A 19,876-nucleotide genomic window follows, 5' to 3' on the forward strand; every position below is an offset into this window, starting at 1 on the left:
GCCAGTCTCATGGACAGTGCCGAGCAAGACGTGCTCGCCTACATGACCTTTCCCAAGCAGCATTGGGCCAAACTTCACTCGACCAACCCCATTGAGCGATTGAACGGTGAGATCAAGCGGCGCACAGAGGTCGTCGGCATTTTCCCCAACGACGACGCCATCGTGCGCCTGGTCGGTGCGCTGCTGCTCGAACAGAACGATGAATGGGCCGTCCAGCGATCCCGCTACATGACACTTGAGACAATCGCCACAATGAGCGATGATCCGCTCATCAGCCTGCCAGCAGCAAGCTGATACTCATCCGACCCTCTGGGATGAGCCGTGGTCGTCTAAGCTACACCACGTCCTGGGACATGATCTGAAGATTTGCGCGCAAGCGGCAGAACAATACTCGGAAACACCTTTTTGAAAGCGTATGCCTAGTTGGCATCGAGTTTGCACGTACTCGTCGTTAGGCGGCAAGAAGCAGCCAAGTATATGGCCGCCTTCCTAAACCAGGCGGTAACGGAGCCAATTCGGATCTCTCGGATCCGTTTCTGAAGAACGGCCGTCAAACTGAGTTCCGCATTTGTCCATGTCCAAACTGCCAGGTGATACTCTCAGGATCAAATTTTTCAACAATATCGCCGTGCCTAGCGACATTAACAAACAACGTGAGAAGGAATAGCACTATGACCACCAAGGTTTCAGAAAGGTCCTTTGAAACAATCGAAAATTCAGCATCATCGCCTCTGAAGGTGGCCGATCAAATCGGGGCATCCGTAGAAAAGGGGAACAAACAGTTGACCGAAGCTTTCTTTAAATTCGCGTCGAGCGCTGAAGAGGCGCAAAAAATACTCACTCCGATCTTCGAAACCGCAACGCTGGCCGGCTACGAATTGTCGCTTAAGTCCGTCGCTGCGTTGCAGGCGAATGCGGTGGCCGGTTTCTCGCATTTGCAAGCGTTGTTCGGCGCGAACTCGCCGTCACAGGTCTTCGAACTCCAATCGGCGTTCCTGCACAAGCGCGTAGACACCAGCATCGAGAATGCCAAGGAATTCCGGGCACTGGCGAGCAAGGCAGTGGCTGAGATCGCCAAGCCGATCAACAATGCATTTGACAAATTTTTGGCGGACCTCAAGGCAGTATAAATTGGCTGGCCAGTGCAACAACGTCCTATGGGACTGTTGTACCCTCCGTCTTAATTAGGAGGAAGACGAGCGCTACCCTACGATCTGTTGTGTTCGCAATTTCAATCGACGGATCATGATCCTAGTTTCGTTTAGAGAATCCAAGGCCACTAAAGAATTGTTTGACAGAAGGAGCCGTGGGATGTGATAGCGCTTAATTGCCGAAGCAAGGAAACTGACGCGGTCGCAGCCTCGGCAATAACCGCTTTTTTGAAGTGGTCGTCGGGAGGCGCGCGGCTAGCAAGGGCTTAGTTGCTCGATACCTTGCGCCATCCTGATCATCGCAGCTAACGACGACTCTCCCGTTCTACGATCGTCAGTCGGTGCGATCTTCGCAAGGGAGCGGCTTGGTTGGCCGCACCACGCACGATCAGAGAAAAGGCTTTGCGATTATTGCCGTAGGCGGTGGCAAGTTTCACGATATCGCGTCGCATCGTAACAGGCGACGTTTGCCACCCGCTCTGCCTTGAGGGTCGCCCCCTGCTGGCTCGATCAAGGCGACTTCGCGTCGTTCCGACTCTTGAACGCGCGAAAGTTATTCCAATATTTGCCGGATGGTCACAGGTGACATTGGAAAGGAAAATAGGATGCCGATAACCGATGTCTCCTGGACTCGTCTGGTCACTATCCGACTGCAGTGTGGTCTTGAGCGGACGTTTGCGGGCGTTTACGATGCTTTGGATTTTCTCGAAAACGAATGGCCATTGCGTTATGGCGAGCGCCATCAGCGTGCCATCAGGACCTGTCGCGGTGCCCTCAATGGCGGCGTAGCCGCCGTCGTTGCACGAGAGGCATTCATGGCCGCTTGCCTCGAAGCCGGCATGGTGGCCCCTTTGAAAGCCAAGCCGAACGCCCACCCGGGACGAATCGCTCGGCGGGCTCTCGTCCAATGATTTGGATGGTCCCGCTTTGCTCAAGGCTGGACTTGCGCTTTCAAGTCCAATCCAGATCGCCCCCGTCGACCGTCTGATGAAGGCTAGTTCCTTGGCGGTGTGGTCGACCTTGGCGACAACGGCCGGTTGATCATGCACCGAAACGAGCAAGGTGTGAATGAGTGCGCTTGCCGAGCAGCTTCGCGTAGCGCAGACGTATCTCCTTCTTGTCGATCTCACATTCGATACATTATTCAACGAGCACGGCAAATTCGCAGTCGTCTATCGGAGTTGCACGAGCGCGCGCGTGCAATCGACGTTCTGCAATCTAGCGATCGCCGGCACTGCATGTTGTCGTTCCCCCGATCGAACTAAGAGCCGCTGGGATAGCAATCCGATCAAGCGATCAAGCAGCCGCTACTTGAAGCAATACGCAGACCATGATTGGCCCTTACGCCCTTATCGATTGCCTCACGGAACTTTCATTGGGTATCCGAGATTGTGCTGGAGAAAGACCCCTCCCAGACAAAGCGCGAGCGGCCCGCTTGTGCGGCGAGATCGATAGTTTTGTGACCTCCCGACAATTGAAACCACAATGGCTCAGCCGCGTCGTTGGCCGTTTCGCCGCCGGGATCGTATCCCGCCTAGATGACGAGCTTCAGGTGGCTGGACAAGACCAAGCCAGCGGCCCCTCGCAATGCCGTATGACCTTCTCCGATGCCATTCAGCGTGATCGAAATCTCCTGGTTCGGTCGCTTCTTGACCAACCGTTCGACATGTTGCCTGACGCGTTCGGCCGCGTCCGCGCCGCCGCCTGCAATGTCCCCATGCAGCACATAGGAGTTGAGTGACAGGGTCTGCTGCAGGTTGAGGATCCCGAAGGCGACGTTTCTGGTATAGCGGTCCAGCAGACCATTCGCAGCTTCGGCGCCTTCTGCTGCCTCTTTGACGAGGCGAGCACAGGTGACGCTTTCAGGGTTTGCGAAGCCAAGTCGGGCCGCTTCACGCCGCAGCCAGGGTAGGGCGGCGACTGTTTCCCAGCATCCGTGCTTGCCGCAATTGCAGAGTTCCCCATCGATTTGCACGACGGTATGGCCTAGTTCGCCGCCGGAGCCGGCAAGGCCCCGGTAGACCCGTCCGTCGATGTAGAAAGCGCCGCCCAATACCTCACCGGTATAGATCGCCGCGAAGTTTTGTTGGCCCCGTCCCGGCCCGAACCACCGGTCGCCAACGAGAAGCGCGCGCGGATGATGGTCGATGACAACAGGCAATGAGAAATGCGCCTGCAGGATATCGACCAAGTGGAGGCCAGTCAGAACGGGCGCAAGATTGACGGCGAGGATCACCCCGTTGTCGCTGTCGATCATGCCCCCCGAGGCGATGCCGATCCCGAACGGTGCCTGGTGGGCTTGGGAAAGCGTCGCGGACAAGGTGTCCTTGATGATCGCCAGGAACGCACCCCTATCGCCATGCGGATCGAATTGCGCTTTGGTGAGGGCTTTGATATCGCCGCTGAGCGTCACAAGGCATGTCTGGATCCTGCCGGGCAAGAGAAGCACGGCGCCTAGCATTGGTGCTTCAGGATTGAAATAGATCGGACGCGCCGGCTTACCGCCCTTGAAGTCTGAGGGCACTGCGTCGCCTTCGACGAGCAGGCCCTCCTCGATCATCGGCTGGACGATTCCCGTGATCGTCGTGCGATTGACGCCCGCCAGACGGGCAAGCTCGGCGCGGCTTTTCGGACCGTTGTCGTACAACGCCTGCAGCACCCGACCGCGATTGATCTCGCCGAGGGTCGACTGCGAAACGAGCCTTACATTGCCACTTTCGCCAGCAAGCGTGTCCTTGTTGGGACCGCGCTGCCCCAGCGAATAGGATGGCTGATTCTCGAACTTCAACTTGCATCTCCGATTTGCCAGCCCCGTCGTTCTAGCTTGAGAGCGCTTGCTCGACCAGATGGCGCTTGATGGCTTACCGCAACAGATGCGGAGGCTTTAGCCGCGGGAACGCCCGAACGCACCTTCTTGACAGTACCATAAGTTTGTGCGAAGTACAAACAAACTGTTGGCAATGGCAGATGAGGGGTAACAATCGAACTCGAGCTCGGCGCCGTGAAGGTTTCCCGTGGTCGGATGAGGTTGGATTTAAGAACAACTGAGGAGGCACCACATGACATTCGATATTGGAAATATGTCGCGCCGGAACATGCTGAAGTCGGCATCTGTCGCCGCTCTCTTGGCATCGAGCGCGGGCGCGCTTGTCGCGCCACGGCGTGCGTCTGCCCAAGACGCGAAGACCATACGCGTTCTGTCGGTCGAAGATCCATTCTTCTTCTCGATGAAAGCCATGATCCCGGAATTCGAAAAGGAAACGGGCATCAAGGTCGAGCTCGAAAGCCTCTCTTACGACGCGTTGCAGACCCGCCTTGTCTCGGCCTTCGTCGCCAAGACGTCGGACGCGGACGTCATCGCGGTCGACCAGATGTGGCTCGGGCAGTATCTCGACAACGGCTGGATCATCTCGCTCAACGACTACATCGCCAAGGATAGTGATATCGATCTCGCCGACTTCATTCCCGAGGTCCTCTATTCGTCGAACATGTGGCGCGGGCAGATCGCCACACTGCCGGTTGCGGCCTATGCGCAAGGGGTGATGTACCGCAAGGACATCTTCGACAGCTTCGGCATCGCCGCGCCACCGACAAAGGCCTCTGAAGACTGGACATGGACGAAGTACATCGAGACGCTGAAGTCGCTCGAAGGCAAGTCCTTCGGTGGCAAGCCGCTCTTCCCGACGGTGATCTGCGGATCGCAGCCGTCCCCGATCACCCATATGTTCACCCAGCTTTCCGCCAGTCACGGCGCGAACTGGTTCAAATCCTTCCCCGGCGCACCGTGGGACTTCTCGCCGCAGCTCACAGGTCCTGCCTGGTCAAAGTCGCTCGAGGTCTACCGGCAGCTTTACAAGCTCTCGCCGCCCGAGGCGATCAATTACGTCTGGTTCGATGCCGGCACCCGTTTCGCCAAGGGCGATATCGGCATGTTCTACTGGTGGACGCCGTATTTCTACCTGGTCAAGAACTCCGGCTACATGACCGGCAAGAAGTCCGATGTCATGGACAAGTATGCGACCGCAGCCCTGCCGAAGGCAGATGGCGTGGCGCAGACAGTCAGCCTCGGCGGCTGGAGCCTTGGCGTCCCGTCGAGTTCCGACCGGCAGGACAACGGTTACGCCTTCATAAAGTGGGCGACGTCAAAGGCGACCCAGAAGAAGATGGCTGAGTGGCCGGACCTCAATTTCCAGTTCTCGGATTTTGCCCGCAAGTCGCTCTACGAAGACGCGGACGTCAAGAAGATCTATTCATACCTCGATGTCCAGTACGACATGATGAAGCAGGGCAACGGCAAGATAACGCGTCCGCCGGTTCCGGGTTATACCGCGGTCGAAAGTGTGCTCGGCCTGACGCTCAACCAGCTTCTGACCGGCAGCGAAGATCCGAAGACCGCGCTGGAGCGCGCCAACAGCCTCTTCGAAAGCATCCTCAAGGGCAATCTGATGATCCCCTACCAGAAGGAAAGCTACGCTGACACGCTCGACGGCGCCAAGGCGCTGATCGGCAAGCTCGGCAAGGCGTAATGGAATTCTTCTCGGGCCGGCGCGGAAACGCTCGCGCCGGCGGTCATCCGCCAAGAAGAACTGGACTTCGACGATGCACACGACAGCCATTCGCTCCTTGCCAACGCTTACGCCCGTCCGGCGCGGCTTCGTCCGCCGCAACCTGCCTTACCTGTTGATCGCGCCTTCCGTGATTATGCTGTTGGCGCTGATCGCCTACCCGCTGCTCTTCGCTCTCAAATCCAGCTTTTACTTCTGGAACTTGCAGGTCGGGCCGCAGCCTTTGGCTTTCGTCGGCATCGACAATTACGTCCAGGCGCTCGATGCGTTCGATTTTCGCGCCGCACTTACCAACACGCTGATCCTTTCGGTGCTCGGCACGGCGATTGAGTTTTCGCTCGGCCTGGCGATCGCACTGGTGCTGCTCAAGGCGCTGCCCGGCATGAATGTCGTACGCGCGCTGCTGATCCTGCCAACCACGATCGCGCCGATCGTCGTCGGCTTCCTGTTTCGCTATCTTTATGATCCGGGCGGCGGTCTCGTGACATGGGTGCTGCAGTCGCTCTGGCTACCGGTGCCGGCGGAGGGCATCCTCGGGTCACCGACGACTGCGCTTGCCGCCATACTCTTCGTCGACATCTGGCAGTGGACGCCGTTCTTCGCCATCGTCCTCTATGCGAGCCTGCTTTCCGTTCCCGACGAGATCATCGAGGCGGCGCGTCTCGATCGCGCATCGGCCTGGACGATCCTGATGCGCATCAAGCTGCCTCTCATCCGGCGCACCGCGACCATCATCGTCATGCTGCGCTTCATGCAGATCTTCAACACCTTCGACACGGTGCTGGTGCTGACCCGCGGCGGGCCGGGGACCTCGACACGCACACTCGGCTATTCGCTCTACGAACAGGGTCTGGTGAACTTCAATGTCGGGTTGGTGAGTGCCCAGACGTGGATCACGGTGCTGATCGTCAACGTCATCATCGCCCTCTACGTGTTCTTCGCCTTCCGCAATGAGGAGTGGTGACATGGCCAGCCGCAAGACCTTCTATACTGCGCTCACCTATGCCGCCGGCCTCTTGTTCCTGGCGGTCTTCATCGGCCCGATCCTCTGGTTTCTGGCGCTCGCTATCCGGCCGGCAGAAACAGCGTTCGCGATGCCCCCGCAAGTGACCTTCGAACCGACGCTGGATGCCTTCCGCCACATCCTCGTCGATCCTGGCACGAACGCGCCGCAACTCGTGAACTCGCTCATCGTGGCGATCGGCGCGGTGTTGCTTAATCTGCCGTTCTCGGTGCCTGCCGCTTACGCGCTCTCGCGCTTTAAGATGCGGGGCAAGAAGAACATCATGCTCTGGTATCTCGGCCTGTTGATGGCGCCGCCGATTGCCTTCCTGATTCCGTATTTCGTGTTGATCACGCGGGTCGGCCTGCAAGGTTCGTATTTGTCGATGGTGCTGGTGCTGCAGACGTTGACGATCCCGTTTTCGGTCTGGCTGATGAAGAGCTTTATCGACGAGGTGCCGGCGGAGCTGGAGGAGGCGGCCCGCGTCGACGGCGCCCGCTGGCACACGATCATGTGGCGCATCACGCTGCCGATCGTCCGCCCCGGGATCATTGTCACCTCGATGTTCGCTTTCGTCTTTGCCTGGAACAACGCGGCCTTCCCACTGGTGCTGAGCTCGCGTTCAACCGCCACCCTTCCGATCGGAACGCTCGGATATTTCGCCACCAGCGGCGTGACCTGGAACTACATCGCAGCCGCCGCCGTGCTCGCGATGATCCCGCCGATGATCATCTTCCTGGTCTTCGACCGTTACGTCGTGCGCGGTCTCACCTTCGGCTCGGTGAAGGGCTGATCTTTTACGGTTTGAATGGAGTCATATAAAATGAGCAAACTTCGCATCGGCGTCATCGGCGCCGGCCTTTGGGGCAATAACCACGCCCACACCTTCAACGTGCTGCCGGAGACCGAACTGGTTGGCGTCTGCGACCTCGACGAGGGCAGGGCGCTGAAGATGAAGGAGAGTTTTGGCGCAATCGAAGCGTTCACCGACTATCAGAAGCTCATCGCCAGCGACCGGATCGACGCGGTGTCCGTCGCCACACCCGACTTTACCCACACACCGATCATCCTTGCAGCGCTCAAGGCCGGCAAACATGTCTTGAGCGAAAAGCCCCTCGCGACCACAGTCAAGGAAGCAGAAGAGATCGCCGAGGCTGCCGCAAAGTCCAAGGGCAAGTTGATGATCGACTTCCACAATCGTGTGAACCCGATCCTGGCGCAGGTTCGCGACATGATCCAGGAGGGCCAAATCGGGCTTGCCAAGCACGGCACGGCGCGCCTTTCCAACACGACCTTCGTTCCCTTCGAAATGCTGAGCTGGGCCGCGAAATCCTCCGCACTCTGGTTCCTGGGCAGCCATCTGGTCGATGTATTGCGCTTCATCCTCGAAGACGAGGTGACCCGCGTCTACGCCGTGGCCCGTTCCGGGACGCTTGCCGCCGGCGGCGTCGACACCAAGGATTTCCATGCCTCGATCCTCGAATTTTCCAGAGGCACTGTCGTGACCATGGAAAACAGCTGGATCCTGTCGCGCGACAACCCTTCGCTTGTCGATTTCAAGGTGGAAGTCGTCGGCGAAAAGGGTCAGATCCAGGCTGATCCCACCCATAGCGGCGGCCTGCGCCGTATCGTCGATGGTGGCATGCGGTTCAACGACTACATCGGCATGACGCCGACGGGTGCAACCCGCATCGGCGGCTTCGTGCAGGAATCCATCGCGCGCTTCGTCGATAGCGTCGTGCGTGGCGTGCCCCTGCTTGCCGACGCCAATGATGGGCTTGCCAACACCAAGGTACTGGCTGCGATTGAGGAGTCCGTCGCCAGCGGCAAGCCCGTGACCATCGGCTGATGGCGTGACCAATCTTACGAGGCACGCCATCCGACCCGATGACTTGCCTCGCCACGTGATACTGGGAGAAGAACTATATGGCGTCCATGACCTTTGACGGGATTGGAAAAACCTATCCGGACGGGACCGTCGCCGTCGCCAATGTGAGCTTCACGGTCGGCGACGGTGAATTCGTCGTGCTGGTCGGACCGTCGGGCTGCGGCAAATCTACGCTTCTGCGGATGGCGGCCGGGCTCGAGCAGCTCAATAGCGGCCGGCTGCTTATGGACGATCAGGATGTCACCAACACCGAGCCGCAGGACCGCGACATCGCGATGGTATTCCAGAACTATGCGCTGTATCCGCACATGACGGTCTACGAGAACATGGCCTTCGGCCTGCAGCAGCGCAAAATGCCGAAGGACAAGATCGAGAAGCTTGTGCGCGACGCAGCCGAGATGCTCGACCTTACGAAATACCTGAACCGCAAGCCGGGCGCGCTCTCCGGCGGTCAGCGACAGCGCGTCGCGATGGGTCGGGCGATCGTCCGTCATCCGATGGCATTCCTGATGGACGAACCGCTGTCCAATCTCGACGCCAAGCTGCGCGTCCAGATGCGGGCCGAGCTCAAGCTTTTAAACCAGCGTCTTGGCGTTACTACGCTCTACGTCACCCATGACCAGGTCGAAGCGATGACGATGGGTGACAGGGTTGCTGTGCTGAAGCCTGTCGCTGATGCCGGCGAGAGCAACCTGCAGCAGATCGACACGCCGCAGCGGCTTTACGACCGGCCGGCGAATTTGTTCGTTGCCGGTTTTATCGGTTCGCCTGCGATGAATTTCGTCCGGGCCGACCTTGAGGCGGACGGGGCAAGCCTGCGCGCGACGATCGCGGGAACCGGGATTGCGTTTCCGGTTCCCGCGAGTGCCGCATTGTCTGCCTATGCCGGACGGCAGGTGATCGCCGGGATACGCCCGGAAATGTTTCTGGTGTGCAAAGAGCATGAAGCGCTGTTCAACGAGCCGATCCCGGTTGCCGAAGCGCTCGGCCCCGACACCTTCGTCTTTTTCGACATTGCCTCTCCGCCCGTCGACATCAGCGACGTGGAGGATCCGCCAGAGTTCAAACGAAAGGGCACGAACCGGCTGGTGGCGCGTATCCCGCCAGTATCGACGCCCGCGCCCAACAAGCGCCTGCCGCTGACCGTCCATCTGGAAAAGCTGCACTGGTTCGATCCGCAAACAGGAGCTGCCATTCGCGACTGACCGGATGAAACGAGCAAGCGCTCGGATTTCCGGTCGTCTTGCCTGCCTCCCAGGGCGACTGGGGCTGTCGTCATTCAGGTCTCGGCGGCAGCCCCTTTTTTTAGTGGCTGGCTTTTTGGAACCCCGTGTTTGCGAACGCGGATATCAACATCATCTCAAAGGGGAGTGGCGTGTGAAACACGTTCCAATCGTTGGCAAGTTCTTCGTCGTTGTCGGCATGTTCGGGCTGGTGGCCCTCGGCCTCTCCCTCTACGAGACCCGGGAGTTGTTCAGGATCGACGCAGCCTACACCGACCTCCTGACAAAGAACGCAGCCGCCGCCCTTCACCTGGCCCAATCCAACCGAAGCCTCCAGACAGCCCGCGCCAATATCGGCGACATGATCATGGCGCGCTCCAAAGACGGCAGGGTGCGTGCTGAAGAAAGCCTCAAGGAGGCGCAGGAAAGCTTCGTCGCCTCCATGGATCTGGCGATCGCCGCGTTACCGGCGCAAGCCGACTTGCCGCCGTTGAAGACGGATGGGTTCGCAATCTTGACGACGACATGCGGTGCGGCAATCGCTGTTGGCCGAACGGCAGACAGCGAGGCCAGCATCGCCATGGTCCAGCAGCTCTTTCTGAGCATGTGCCAACCGGCATTCGCGGCAATATCGCCGAGATTTCAGTGGCGGCAGCCAAGATGATCGAGGATGCCGACCAAAAGCGCAGCGACGTTTCCGCCTTGGCCTCCGATACGTCGAAAAGGGCAATGGGCGGCGCCGTGATCGCTTTGGCAGCGGTGCTGGTTCTGGGCGTGCTTGCCGTTCGCGCCTGGATCGTCAAGCCGATCCGGCGGATCGCCGACACGATGACGACGCTGGCGGGCGGCAATCTCTCGGCAATTGTCGAAGGAACCGATCGTCGCGACGAGCTGGGCATGATGGCGAAATCGGTGCAGATATTCAAAGACAATGGGTTGCGAGCACGCGAGATGGAAAGAGACGTCGAAGCTGGCCGCGAGGCGCGCGAGCGCGAACGTGTGCGTGCGGAAGAGTTAGAGCGGGAGCGGGTAAGCAAGATGACGGAGGCCACCTCCAGCCTTGCTGAAGGTTTGAAGCATCTTGCCAGTGGCGACCTCACGTTCCGACTGGAACAACCGTTTGCCAGCGAATTCGAGCAACTGCGCGCCGACTTCAACGCTGCGCGCGAGCAATTGGCAACCGGCCTCCGGACGGTGGCAGTCGCCACTGCGGCGATCGATGGCGGTACATCGGAAATAAGCCAAAGTGCCCTCGAGCTTTCCAAGCGGACCGAGCAGCAGGCGGTCTCTCTTGAGGAAACCGCCGCCGCCCTTGATCAGGTTACACAAGGAGTTTCGAATTCCTCCAGGCGCACCGAGGAGGCCCGCCGCGCGGCAGCGGACGCGAATACGTCGGCACGCAATTCTGCGGCCGTGATGGCAAAGGCGATCTCGGCTATGCAGGGCATCGAACATTCGTCCAACGAGATCGCGAATATCATCGGTGTCATCGACGAGATAGCGTTTCAGACGAACCTGCTTGCCTTGAATGCTGGCGTCGAGGCATCCCGGGCCGGCGAAGCCGGCAAAGGTTTTGCGGTTGTCGCCCAGGAAGTCCGAGAACTTGCTCAACGATCTGCCCAGGCGGCCAAGGGGATCAAGGAACTGATCCGCAATTCGACGGGCGAAGTGAGTTCCGGGGTAAAGCTGGTGCAGGAAACGGGACGAACGCTCGAAAAGATTGAGGAGGAGGTAGGCCTGATCAGCAGCCAGCTTTCTGCCATTGCGACGTCTGCAAACGAGCAGTCCGCTGCCCTTACGGAGATCAACAGCGCTGTGAACCGGATGGACCATGTCACCCAGCAAAACGCTTCCATGGCCGAGGAATATACTTCGGCAAGCACATCGCTGGCAGGGGAGGTCCGGCGTCTGCAGGATATCGTCACCGAGTTTCGGCTCGACGCCTCTGAGGACCTTTTGCAAGCTTTTGAGCGGTCAGGCGACCTTCCGATGTCGGCAGGTTCGCCCGCGCTACGTCTCGTCGCTGATGTCAAGGGTGCTTTGGAGGGCTCACGCAAGGTTGCCGAGCATTGATACGACGGCCCGCTCCTAAGCGGTCGCGCCCTAGGCATCGGTGCGTTTCTGAATGGTTATGGCCTGGGCGGACAGGTCGTAAGTTGCAAGCGGCCTTCGAACAGGTTGGCGAGCCAGGATTCCACGGACGAGGTGATCAGTTCGCAAAAGGTGTTTGATGCCCAAATGGATACTCTCACCGATTGAAAGGTCTTGCCTGCTGTGGATAGCGCTCGGCAGAAGCATCGCAGAAATCGCGTTGTTGGAAGGAAAGAGCGAGGCAGACATCCGATCCTATCTTGAGCAGGCGGTCACCTCGGTCGGCGCGAGCTCTATAGAGGACGCGCTGAGGAAGATGAACTTCCATCGACCGTTACATTGACCTCACGGCAAATATGGCGGCGTGCTTCGCTTGGGTCGAGTACGTTCCCTTCTCAAGATACGTTCGCGTGAATGCGGTCATAGCCTTTCATGCGATAGATCATTGCCGAAACGACCCAACTCGCGATGAAGATGCCCACGACACCAAAGCCGAGATTTTCAAGGCTGTCGTTAAAGGTGGCGATTGCCTCCCACAAAGTGCCCCGCAAGCCGAGCTTGTCGGAAATCAGGCCGAGCGCTTCTGCGCCTCCGATTAAGATCGCGACAATCACCGAGGCGGCGGTGACCGTCAGATTGTACCAGAGCTTGCGGGCGGGGTTCATAAGGGCCCAGCCGTAGGCGCCCGTCATCAGAGCGCTGTCCGTCGTATCCATCAGCGACATGCCGGCTGTGAAGAGGGCCGGGAACACAAGGATCGTCCAGAACGACAAGCCTTGCGCGGCCTGCGAAGCTGAAACGCCCAGCAAAGCGATTTCCGTGGCGGTGTCGAAGCCGAGGCCTAAGAGAAAGCCGATCGGATACATATGCCAGGAGCGTGTGACCACCTTGAAGGTGCGGCGAAAAACGCGGGCCAGCAAGCCTCGTCCAGCCAGCAGCGCATCAAGGTCCTCATCGACAATTTCCTCGCCACGCCGCGCTCGCGAAAAGGCGTCCCAGATAGGTTTCAGGATAACGAGATTGGCAATTCCGATCACCAGCAGGAACAGTGCTGAGACGGATGTGCCGATTACGCCGCCAATGTCGTGGAAACCCTCAGTCTGGCTCTGCATTGCATAGGCGGTGATGGCAACGGCAAGCGACGCCAGAACGCCGATGCTGGAATGGCCGAGCGAAAAGAAGAATCCAACCGAAAACGGCTGCCGACCCTCGTGCATAAGCTTGCGCACGACATTGTCGATCGCGGCGATATGGTCTGCATCAAACGCGTGACGGACACCGAGCATATAGGCGACAAGGGCCATGCCAAGCAGTGCCGGTCGATCGGAGAACGAAGTCCAAGCCCAGATCCAAGCCAGGACGTTGGCTGCGACCAGCAAGGCATAAACGATGGCAATTTTTGTTTTGGCGTAAAGCGGTTCGTCATCGAAAGGGCTACGCATTCGGACGTCCCTTGCCATCTTGAACAGACACCCGCCGGACCATGCTGAGCGCTCGGAACGCCGCACAGGCGGCGCCGTAGCCATTGTCGATGTTTACGACGGTCAGTCCGGGCGCGCATGAGGCGAGTGCCGCGTGCAGGGCGGTTTCTCCTCCGTTCGACACGCCGTACCCGGTCGATGTCGGAAGACAGATGATCACGCCGGGAACGAGCCCGCCGAGCACGCTGGGAAGAGCGCCGTCCATGCCTGCAACCGCGACGATAACGGGAAAAGTCCGCAATTCCTCGACCCGCTCCAGTAACCGCCATAGGCCTGCGACGCCGATGTCGATGAACTGTCTGGTCGGGGCGCCGAGATAAGCCAGCGTTCGCAAGACCTCGGCGGCCTGGGGCATGTCCGAACTTCCGGCCGACACGACGGCGATATCGGGTGCTTGCTGTTCGGCAGGCGGGGTCCAATTCAGGAATGCTGTCCGCGAGATGGGGTCGTAGTCCAATCGTTCAAGATAGGCCGGCGCGAGGCGACCAAAGACCTCCGCCTCGAGGCGCGTCAACAGACAGCGTGTGCCGCGCTCTAAAACGCGGTCCATGATCGTGGCAAGCTGCGCATCGGATTTCCGGGCGCAGAGTACTGCCTCATCGAATCCCACGCGCTCTGTGCGCTGGAAATCCAGCCGGACTTCTTCGTTCATGAATTTCGCTCCCGCAAAAAGGCGCTGCCTCGGGCGTATGCCTGGAAATCGATCGGCCGTCGACTACCGAACGCCTCTGAAATCTGCCCCACGAGGCGCGCGCGACTATCGCCAGAGAGTTTCGACAGCGTCGGTTCATCGAGTTCGACAACCACCCCGGTTTGCCGCACCCTGCAGCGCACCGTTCCCGGCGAGAGCTCGCGCCGCAGCAGCATCTCGACCCGATCGATGGCTTGCAAGATCTCGGGTTCGATCCTGAGAGCCGTCTCAACGCGGCTCGACAGGCAGGGCGCTGAAGGCAGTTCGGCGAGGTCAGCAAGATCATAGGCGGACGCCATGGCACGGACATCTGCCTTGGACATGCCGGCCTCGACAAAGGGATGACGTACACCATTGGCTTAGGCCGCCTTGAGGCCAGGGCGCCAATCGCCAAGATCGTCCGTGTTCGTGCCGGAAAAGAGCTGCGCTGCCGAAAGCGAAGACAGGGTGCCGTAGAGATTGGACTTGCAGAAGAAGCAGCGGTTCGAGGGATTGGCGAGATAACGTTCGTCGGCAAATTCCCCCGCATCGATGATCCGTAGGTCCCAGCCATGACGGGCTGCATAGTCTTTGACCCGTTCGGTGGCGCTCAGGGGAACGGCGGCCGAGGCGGCGTGGAACATGATCACGTCAGCTCCCATCCGACGATGCGCCACAAACGCGAGCGTCATACTGTCGACGCCGCCGGAGACAGCCACGGCCGCGTGCCGGGCGCTGTCGAACACGGCATTGAGACGGGCGAGAGAGGTTTCCTTCGCGATCATGACTTTTGCTCCAGCGCCTCAGCTTCGGCCCGGCGGCGCAATTCGGCGCGGGCTTTGTGGCTCCGATCAACGCCTTGGGCGTCGTCCATTTCCGCCTTGGCCGTCATCCCACCGGGCCGGTCGGCGAGCTTCACCCTTATCCCGTCCTCGGTTGTCACCGACTGTCGCGGCAGGACCGTGCGCGCTTCGATCCGGCTGCGCAGGCCAAGCGTCGTGGTCTGCCGCAGGCAGAGCGCTCCGATTGCGTCGATCGCATCCACGCGCGCGAGAACCTGAACCGAGGCCATCATGCGGCCCTTCTTGCCGAAGGTCGGCGTCTGGGTCACGTCGATCACACCTTCGGCCGCGCGAACAAGGTCGAGGGCGACGGCCAGTTCCTCGCCGGTCTGGTCGTCGATGTCGAACTGGATGACGCCGACCCGATCCTGTGCTGCACCCTCCTCGGTGAACGCCAGGATGCGAAGCACGTTGCTCATGCCGGGCAGGCGTCTTGTGCCGAAGCCGATACCGGTGCGTTCGAGCAGTCGAGGCGACGACCCGAGGCTTGTCGCGGGCGAGAGATGGGACAGGATCGCCGCTCCCGTCGGCGTGATGCGCTCACCGTGGCGACCGTCATCATGAAAGGCAAACCCGCGCAACAAAAGAGTCGTGGCGGGAGCGGGAACGGGCAGTCGCCCGTGATCGGTCTCGACCCAGCCTCGCCCGATCGGCAACGAACCCACCGACCAGCTTTTGGCCCCAACAGCGTCGATCAACGTAGCTGCCGCCACGATATCGGCAATCGAATCCCAGTTGCCGACTTCATGGAAAGCTACGTCACCGACGTTTCTGCCGTGTACTGCGGCTTCGGCCACGGCGAGTTCGTGGAAGATGGCTATGGCCGCGCGCTTGACGCCCTCCGGCAAACGGCTGCCGTCGAGCATGGCGCGAAGGTCGCGCCAATGGGTGTGGTGATGGTGGTGGCTGTGGCTGTGGTCGCCATTATGGACATGCTCCTCATGAGGATGAGCATGTCCATGTTCGTCATGGTGATGATGATGCGCATGGCCATGTCCTTGAGAATGGCGATGAGGATCAGGACCGGAAGCTTCCTGTTCGGAGCCGGTCTTCGTGACGTCAAAGCGGCTGCCGGTCAGCACGCCATCATTGTGTGCCCGAAAGACCGCCTGCACGTCTTCGTCCAGACCTGCCAGACGAAGATTTCTCTCTACCGTTCCAACCAGCTCGGGCCATGCGTCCAACATCGCGGCGACGAACATGTCGCCGGCGATGCCACCCAGAACATCAAGATGGATATGCATGAGGCCCACCTCCTTCATCGTTCCGAATGCTGCCAACCGGACAGGTCGACGTGCAGGGTCTCGCCAGGTTCTGCCGATCCGACGCTGGTCTCGATCGCCGCCTTCAGCACTGCGACCGGTATAGGCAGACGATCTTTCATCTGCTCCGCAAACGCCACGAGGTCGTCATGTTCGGCCTTGGCCCGCATGAACACGCCCTCGCTCAGGATGCGTTTGAGGCGCAGCGGAAAGCTTTGTTCACCGCCGTTCCACGTTAGCCGAAGTTGCGTCCGATAACGCCTGATGTCGAAATGCTTGTACTGGGATTCGAGAGCCCGATAGCCCCAGATTCCGAGGTCACCGACCAGCAGGCCGGCGAAGTCCGGCTCGTCTTCGGCGTTTATGTCAACCAGCAGGACATAGGACGGGCGGCCCTTCTTGCCCAGACTCGGAAGGAGCTGGACATTCTTGGCGCCCATCTCGCCCATCTTCTCGATGACGTGCCCGAGCAACTCGCCCGGCGCGTCATCGATCTGGGCCATCAGGAGGATGACGCCGCCCGCCATCAGAACGCCATGGATTCGACGGCGACCAGGGCGGCTGCCTCTGCCTTGGTCTTGGTGCCGGGAATGCCGGCGGAAATCAGGCCTGCCGACTGGGCTTCGCCCGTCGCATCCGACGCACTCATCTTGCCCATGGCGGCGGCGACGACGGCCGGGATGGTGACGTTGATAATTACATTGCCGGCGAGCAGCAGTTCGCTGGCGATCGGCGCAAGTGCGGTGAGGAACGGCGCGCGTTCCTTGCCGATGCCCTGCGCGACTTCGGGGATCACGGCGTTGATGATGCCTTCCATATGGATCGTCTCGTCGCCGACGGTGACTTCGGCGTCGAGCGCCGGATCGAAGGCAAGCCAGCGCGCCGCCATCTTGCTCGATCGCCGCGCACCCTTGCTGATCCTGGTGAAATGAACCTTGATATTGGTACCCTTCACCTTGCTCAGGAATTCCGACCCGCGTGTCTCCACCAGTAGCTGGCGCTCCTCGTCCATCGCGCGGACGATCTCGCCGACGCTCCTGCCCGCCATGAGATCGTCATAGCTGCGCGCCGCACGGGCATGCAGCGCCTTGGTGACCATGGGGGTGGAGGACATGATCATTGCATCGGTGACCGGCCCGTTGCAGATCTGCGTCGCCTTGCGGGCAACGATGTTCATCGCCACCATCGCAGTTTCCGGATCGAAGCTGAAGCCAAGGCGACGGGCACGTAGCGCGCGCGCCACGCTCTGTTCCGTCGAACCATCCTGCAACAGACACATCAGCGCAATGACCGCATCGCCGCAGATATGGCCGAGCGGCGGATTGACGGGACCCGCGCCCGCGCCGCAGATCCCTTCTTCGAAGACCGAGACGATTTCATCAAGCGCCATGATGCCGATCACGGTCGGCCCGCCGATATCCTTGAGGATCAGGCCGAGATCGCCGATCAGCCGTGCGGTCTCGACTTCCTTGCCGGTGATGCGGACATGTATTTTCTCGGGCAGGCCGGCGGTGCGAACGGCGGATCGCCCCGCGACGAAAGCACTGGTGACCTTGCCGTAGGGGCCATATTCCTCGGCCACGTCGGCATCCGAATGGATGATTTCCAGGATCGCCGCCGCGCCAAAAAGGGCTGAGAGGAACTTCTGGCTGGGCATGCCGGCGCCGGACATAGCGTCCATCATCGCCTTGGTCCCGATGGCAGCCCCTCGTTCGGCCATGCCGGGAAAAATCAAATCCTCGCCCAGCGCGCCGTGGCCGACCATCACGCCGCCGCCCACGCCTTCCGGAATGTCACGGCCCTGGACCGGCGAGAGCTCCCCCTTCATCATGGCTTCGTAGACGGCCGCAACGGCGGCGAAACCCGAGATCTTGTTGTTCATCTTCGCCGTCGGCACGGCGGCAAGGCCGGAGCGGCTGACGCCAGCGATCATGCGCGCCGAAGAGCCGAGCTTGCGGTTACCGGCAGGAATGCCGACCTGGGCGTTGGCGCCGCAGAGATAGAGCAGCGTTGCCGCGATCAGCGCCGCATTGGCGCCGTCGGCGCCGGCTGCCGTGGCGACAGCAATGCTCTTGGTCAGAAGGTCATCGATCGGCTGGCGCACGGCATCGGCGAACTTGACTTCCGGGCTTATGCCACGACGCAGTTCGGCCGCGATGACGTTGCAGACTGCAACGACCGGGATGTTGAGCATGCCATGGCCGCCGGTCAGGGCCTCGACGCGATCGCTGGTCAACCAGCCGGGATTGGCATTGGCCGCCATGACCGAAGCCAGAATCACCTTCTCGCGTTCGGCCGAAAATCTCGACATTGGTCCTCTCCCTTTATTTCCGGCGGGCAGCGATCATGATCCGCAACAGCCGAGCGTCGAAATCAGCCAGTGGCTTTTCTCGCAACGAGCGCGCACCGTCCGTCGATCTGCCGTATGCGCGGCGCGCAGGTAACGTCAGGGAATATCACAGGGTCATTATTGCGATAAGTGGCACTATCTCATGTCTCCATGAGCAACATTCATAATGGCGCGCTGCCCTGTTAATATTTCTGAAGCCCCCGCAGACAATGCGGGCCCATTCGGCTTCGCGTATTTGGGCCGCCGCTCAAGGTCGTCTCTCCAACTCGCGGTCTCTCTGTCCAAGGGTTGTCCGGCAACAAGCATGATTGGTGCTCATGGGTTCGTGAAATCATACCATTTCAGTTGATGAAGTTTTCTCCATACTCCTTTCCGAGATGTGGTCGCGGCCTGACCAAAGATGAAGGCTGCGGCTCTTACATCGCGTTGCATCAGCCCAAATTCACGGAGAACTTTCGAATGCTCGACTGGGAAAAATACCGGCAGGAACTGTCCTCACGCGTAACCGAACTTGGCCGGCTTTCGCCGGCGACACTTGAGGGCGTTCGTACCCTCGGTGGCGCAGGTCAGAAGAGCGGTCGGTTGGACGCCAAAACCCGGGAACTGATCGCCCTTGCCGTTGCGGTGACCACGCGTTGTGACGGCTGCATCGCCAGCCATACGTCCGAAGCAGCGAAAGTCGGCGCCACGCGGGAGTAAATTGCCGAGGCACTTGGGGTCGCGATTGCGCTCAACGCCGGTGCAGCTTTGGTTTATTCGTCGCGCGTGCTGGATGCCTTCGATACCGTCGCCGGCTGAGCACGATACGAAGGAAGTGCGGAGAAGGAATGGGCCTTCTCCGCCAGTCAACCAAATGGGAGGTCAATGCCCATTCAGAGCAGCGGCAATTGCGCTGCGCATCTCCTCAAGGCTCGGCGCCCCAGTGATTTTCTTGCCGTTGACGAAGAAGGGAGGCGTTCCCTCTACCTCGAATTCGTCAGTCGCCTGGTCGGTGAGCTTGTTCAGACGCTCAAGGATGGCCTGGTCCGCCACTGCCCTGTTGAACACGTCTTTGTCGATCCCAACGGAGCGTCCGATTTCACGCAGTGTCTGTTCGATGCACGGCTCTGAACTCGGGTTAACGTTTCTTCCCTGAACGGTTTGGGTGTGATTCAAGAGTGTCGGTGATTTGGAGGCCGACATGTTTGAAGACGATCGCCCGCGGCTGCGGGTTTTGCTGGACCATTTTAGTCTCGTTGAGGATGAGCGGGAGCAATGGCGGGTCGCCCATCCGTTACCCGAGGTGCTTCTTCTGGTCGTTTGCGGGACGATCGGCGCATGCGACGATTTTGACGAGATCGTCGAATGGGG

The 19,876-nt window shown here is 60.0% G+C and carries 20 protein-coding genes and 1 pseudogene; 12 read left to right on the plus strand and 9 right to left on the minus strand.

Annotated elements, in window-relative coordinates:
* The 3 genes from K290_RS35525 to K290_RS0131625 form a co-directional block, all read left to right on the plus strand.
* A partial coding sequence (locus K290_RS35525; protein WP_037136713.1) for an IS256 family transposase occupies positions 1–294 on the plus strand: 294 nt, incomplete at its 5' end.
* 377 nt (positions 295–671) lie between these two features.
* Positions 672–1,130 (plus strand): phasin, encoded by a 459-nt coding sequence (locus K290_RS0131620; RefSeq protein WP_004112695.1) that lies wholly within the window; start codon positions 672–674, stop codon positions 1,128–1,130.
* 626 nt (positions 1,131–1,756) lie between these two features.
* Positions 1,757–2,062, plus strand: a complete 306-nt coding sequence (locus K290_RS0131625) for a DUF982 domain-containing protein (protein WP_004112697.1) — start codon at positions 1,757–1,759, stop codon at positions 2,060–2,062.
* A 623-nt stretch (positions 2,063–2,685) separates the two neighbouring features.
* Here K290_RS0131625 and K290_RS0131630 read toward each other — a convergent pair.
* The gene (locus tag K290_RS0131630) at positions 2,686–3,939 is read right to left on the minus strand and encodes an ROK family transcriptional regulator (RefSeq protein WP_004112704.1); all 1,254 of its coding nucleotides are present in this window, start codon (positions 3,937–3,939) and stop codon (positions 2,686–2,688) included.
* 271 nt (positions 3,940–4,210) lie between these two features.
* Here K290_RS0131630 and K290_RS0131635 point away from each other — a divergent pair, with 271 nt between their 5' ends.
* From K290_RS0131635 to K290_RS35535, 7 genes are all read left to right on the plus strand, one after another.
* Positions 4,211–5,677: an ABC transporter substrate-binding protein gene (locus K290_RS0131635; RefSeq protein ID WP_004112705.1), complete on the plus strand. Its 1,467-nt coding sequence runs from the start codon at positions 4,211–4,213 to the stop codon at positions 5,675–5,677.
* A gap of 73 nt (positions 5,678–5,750) precedes the next feature.
* Positions 5,751–6,680, plus strand: coding sequence for a carbohydrate ABC transporter permease (locus tag K290_RS0131640; RefSeq protein ID WP_004112707.1), 930 nt, complete (start codon positions 5,751–5,753; stop codon positions 6,678–6,680).
* A 1-nt stretch (position 6,681) separates the two neighbouring features.
* Entirely contained in the window at positions 6,682–7,512 is an 831-nt protein-coding gene (locus tag K290_RS0131645) for a carbohydrate ABC transporter permease (protein ID WP_004112708.1), read from the plus strand.
* 30 nt (positions 7,513–7,542) lie between these two features.
* On the plus strand, positions 7,543–8,568 hold the full coding sequence (locus K290_RS0131650) for a Gfo/Idh/MocA family protein (protein ID WP_004112709.1): 1,026 nt from the start codon (positions 7,543–7,545) through the stop codon (positions 8,566–8,568).
* A 77-nt stretch (positions 8,569–8,645) separates the two neighbouring features.
* The gene (locus K290_RS0131655; protein ID WP_004112713.1) at positions 8,646–9,812 is read left to right on the plus strand and encodes an ABC transporter ATP-binding protein; all 1,167 of its coding nucleotides are present in this window, start codon (positions 8,646–8,648) and stop codon (positions 9,810–9,812) included.
* 172 nt (positions 9,813–9,984) lie between these two features.
* Positions 9,985–10,494, plus strand: a complete 510-nt coding sequence (locus tag K290_RS38655) for a hypothetical protein (protein ID WP_240535384.1) — start codon at positions 9,985–9,987, stop codon at positions 10,492–10,494.
* Positions 10,476–11,903, plus strand: a complete 1,428-nt coding sequence (locus tag K290_RS35535) for a methyl-accepting chemotaxis protein (RefSeq protein ID WP_240535385.1) — start codon at positions 10,476–10,478, stop codon at positions 11,901–11,903. Before K290_RS38655 ends, K290_RS35535 begins: the two co-directional genes overlap by 19 nt.
* Positions 11,904–12,316: 413 nt before the next feature.
* Here K290_RS35535 and K290_RS0131670 read toward each other — a convergent pair whose 3' ends face one another.
* Genes K290_RS0131670 through K290_RS0131695 form a run of 7 tightly spaced genes read right to left on the minus strand, consistent with a single transcriptional unit; the run spans position 12,317 to position 18,487 of the window.
* Complete coding sequence (locus K290_RS0131670) at positions 12,317–13,363, minus strand: HoxN/HupN/NixA family nickel/cobalt transporter (protein ID WP_004112717.1); 1,047 nt, start codon at positions 13,361–13,363, stop codon at positions 12,317–12,319.
* Positions 13,356–14,054, minus strand: coding sequence for a nickel pincer cofactor biosynthesis protein LarB (gene larB, locus K290_RS0131675; protein ID WP_004112720.1), 699 nt, complete (start codon positions 14,052–14,054; stop codon positions 13,356–13,358). Before larB ends, K290_RS0131670 begins: the two co-directional genes overlap by 8 nt.
* On the minus strand, positions 14,051–14,392 hold the full coding sequence (locus tag K290_RS38660) for an adenine nucleotide alpha-hydrolase family protein (RefSeq protein WP_245276717.1): 342 nt from the start codon (positions 14,390–14,392) through the stop codon (positions 14,051–14,053). Before K290_RS38660 ends, larB begins: the two co-directional genes overlap by 4 nt.
* 60 nt (positions 14,393–14,452) lie before the next feature.
* Positions 14,453–14,857, minus strand: coding sequence for an adenine nucleotide alpha-hydrolase family protein (locus tag K290_RS38665; RefSeq protein WP_004112724.1), 405 nt, complete (start codon positions 14,855–14,857; stop codon positions 14,453–14,455).
* Positions 14,854–16,158, minus strand: coding sequence for a nickel pincer cofactor biosynthesis protein LarC (gene larC / locus K290_RS0131685; RefSeq protein ID WP_004112726.1), 1,305 nt, complete (start codon positions 16,156–16,158; stop codon positions 14,854–14,856). Before larC ends, K290_RS38665 begins: the two co-directional genes overlap by 4 nt.
* A gap of 14 nt (positions 16,159–16,172) precedes the next feature.
* The gene (gene larC2 / locus K290_RS0131690) at positions 16,173–16,703 is read right to left on the minus strand and encodes a nickel pincer cofactor biosynthesis protein LarC2 (RefSeq protein ID WP_004112728.1); all 531 of its coding nucleotides are present in this window, start codon (positions 16,701–16,703) and stop codon (positions 16,173–16,175) included.
* Positions 16,703–18,487, minus strand: a complete 1,785-nt coding sequence (locus K290_RS0131695) for a hypothetical protein (protein WP_004112731.1) — start codon at positions 18,485–18,487, stop codon at positions 16,703–16,705. Before K290_RS0131695 ends, larC2 begins: the two co-directional genes overlap by 1 nt.
* Before the next feature lie 498 nt (positions 18,488–18,985).
* Between K290_RS0131695 and K290_RS0131700 the strand changes: the two are divergent.
* Positions 18,986–19,324: pseudogene (locus tag K290_RS0131700) on the plus strand (carboxymuconolactone decarboxylase family protein).
* Between the two features lie 63 nt (positions 19,325–19,387).
* On the opposite strand, the gene K290_RS0131705 reads toward K290_RS0131700, so the two are convergent.
* On the minus strand, positions 19,388–19,708 hold the full coding sequence (locus K290_RS0131705; protein ID WP_028755235.1) for a DsbA family protein: 321 nt from the start codon (positions 19,706–19,708) through the stop codon (positions 19,388–19,390).
* On the opposite strand from K290_RS0131705, the gene K290_RS36940 reads away from it, so the two are divergent.
* A partial coding sequence (locus K290_RS36940) for a transposase family protein (protein WP_161631260.1) occupies positions 19,707–19,876 on the plus strand: 170 nt, incomplete at its 3' end. The genes K290_RS0131705 and K290_RS36940 overlap by 2 nt on opposite strands.

The sequence above is a fragment of the Rhizobium leucaenae USDA 9039 genome, assembly GCF_000426285.1.
GTDB lineage: Bacteria > Pseudomonadota > Alphaproteobacteria > Rhizobiales > Rhizobiaceae > Rhizobium > Rhizobium leucaenae.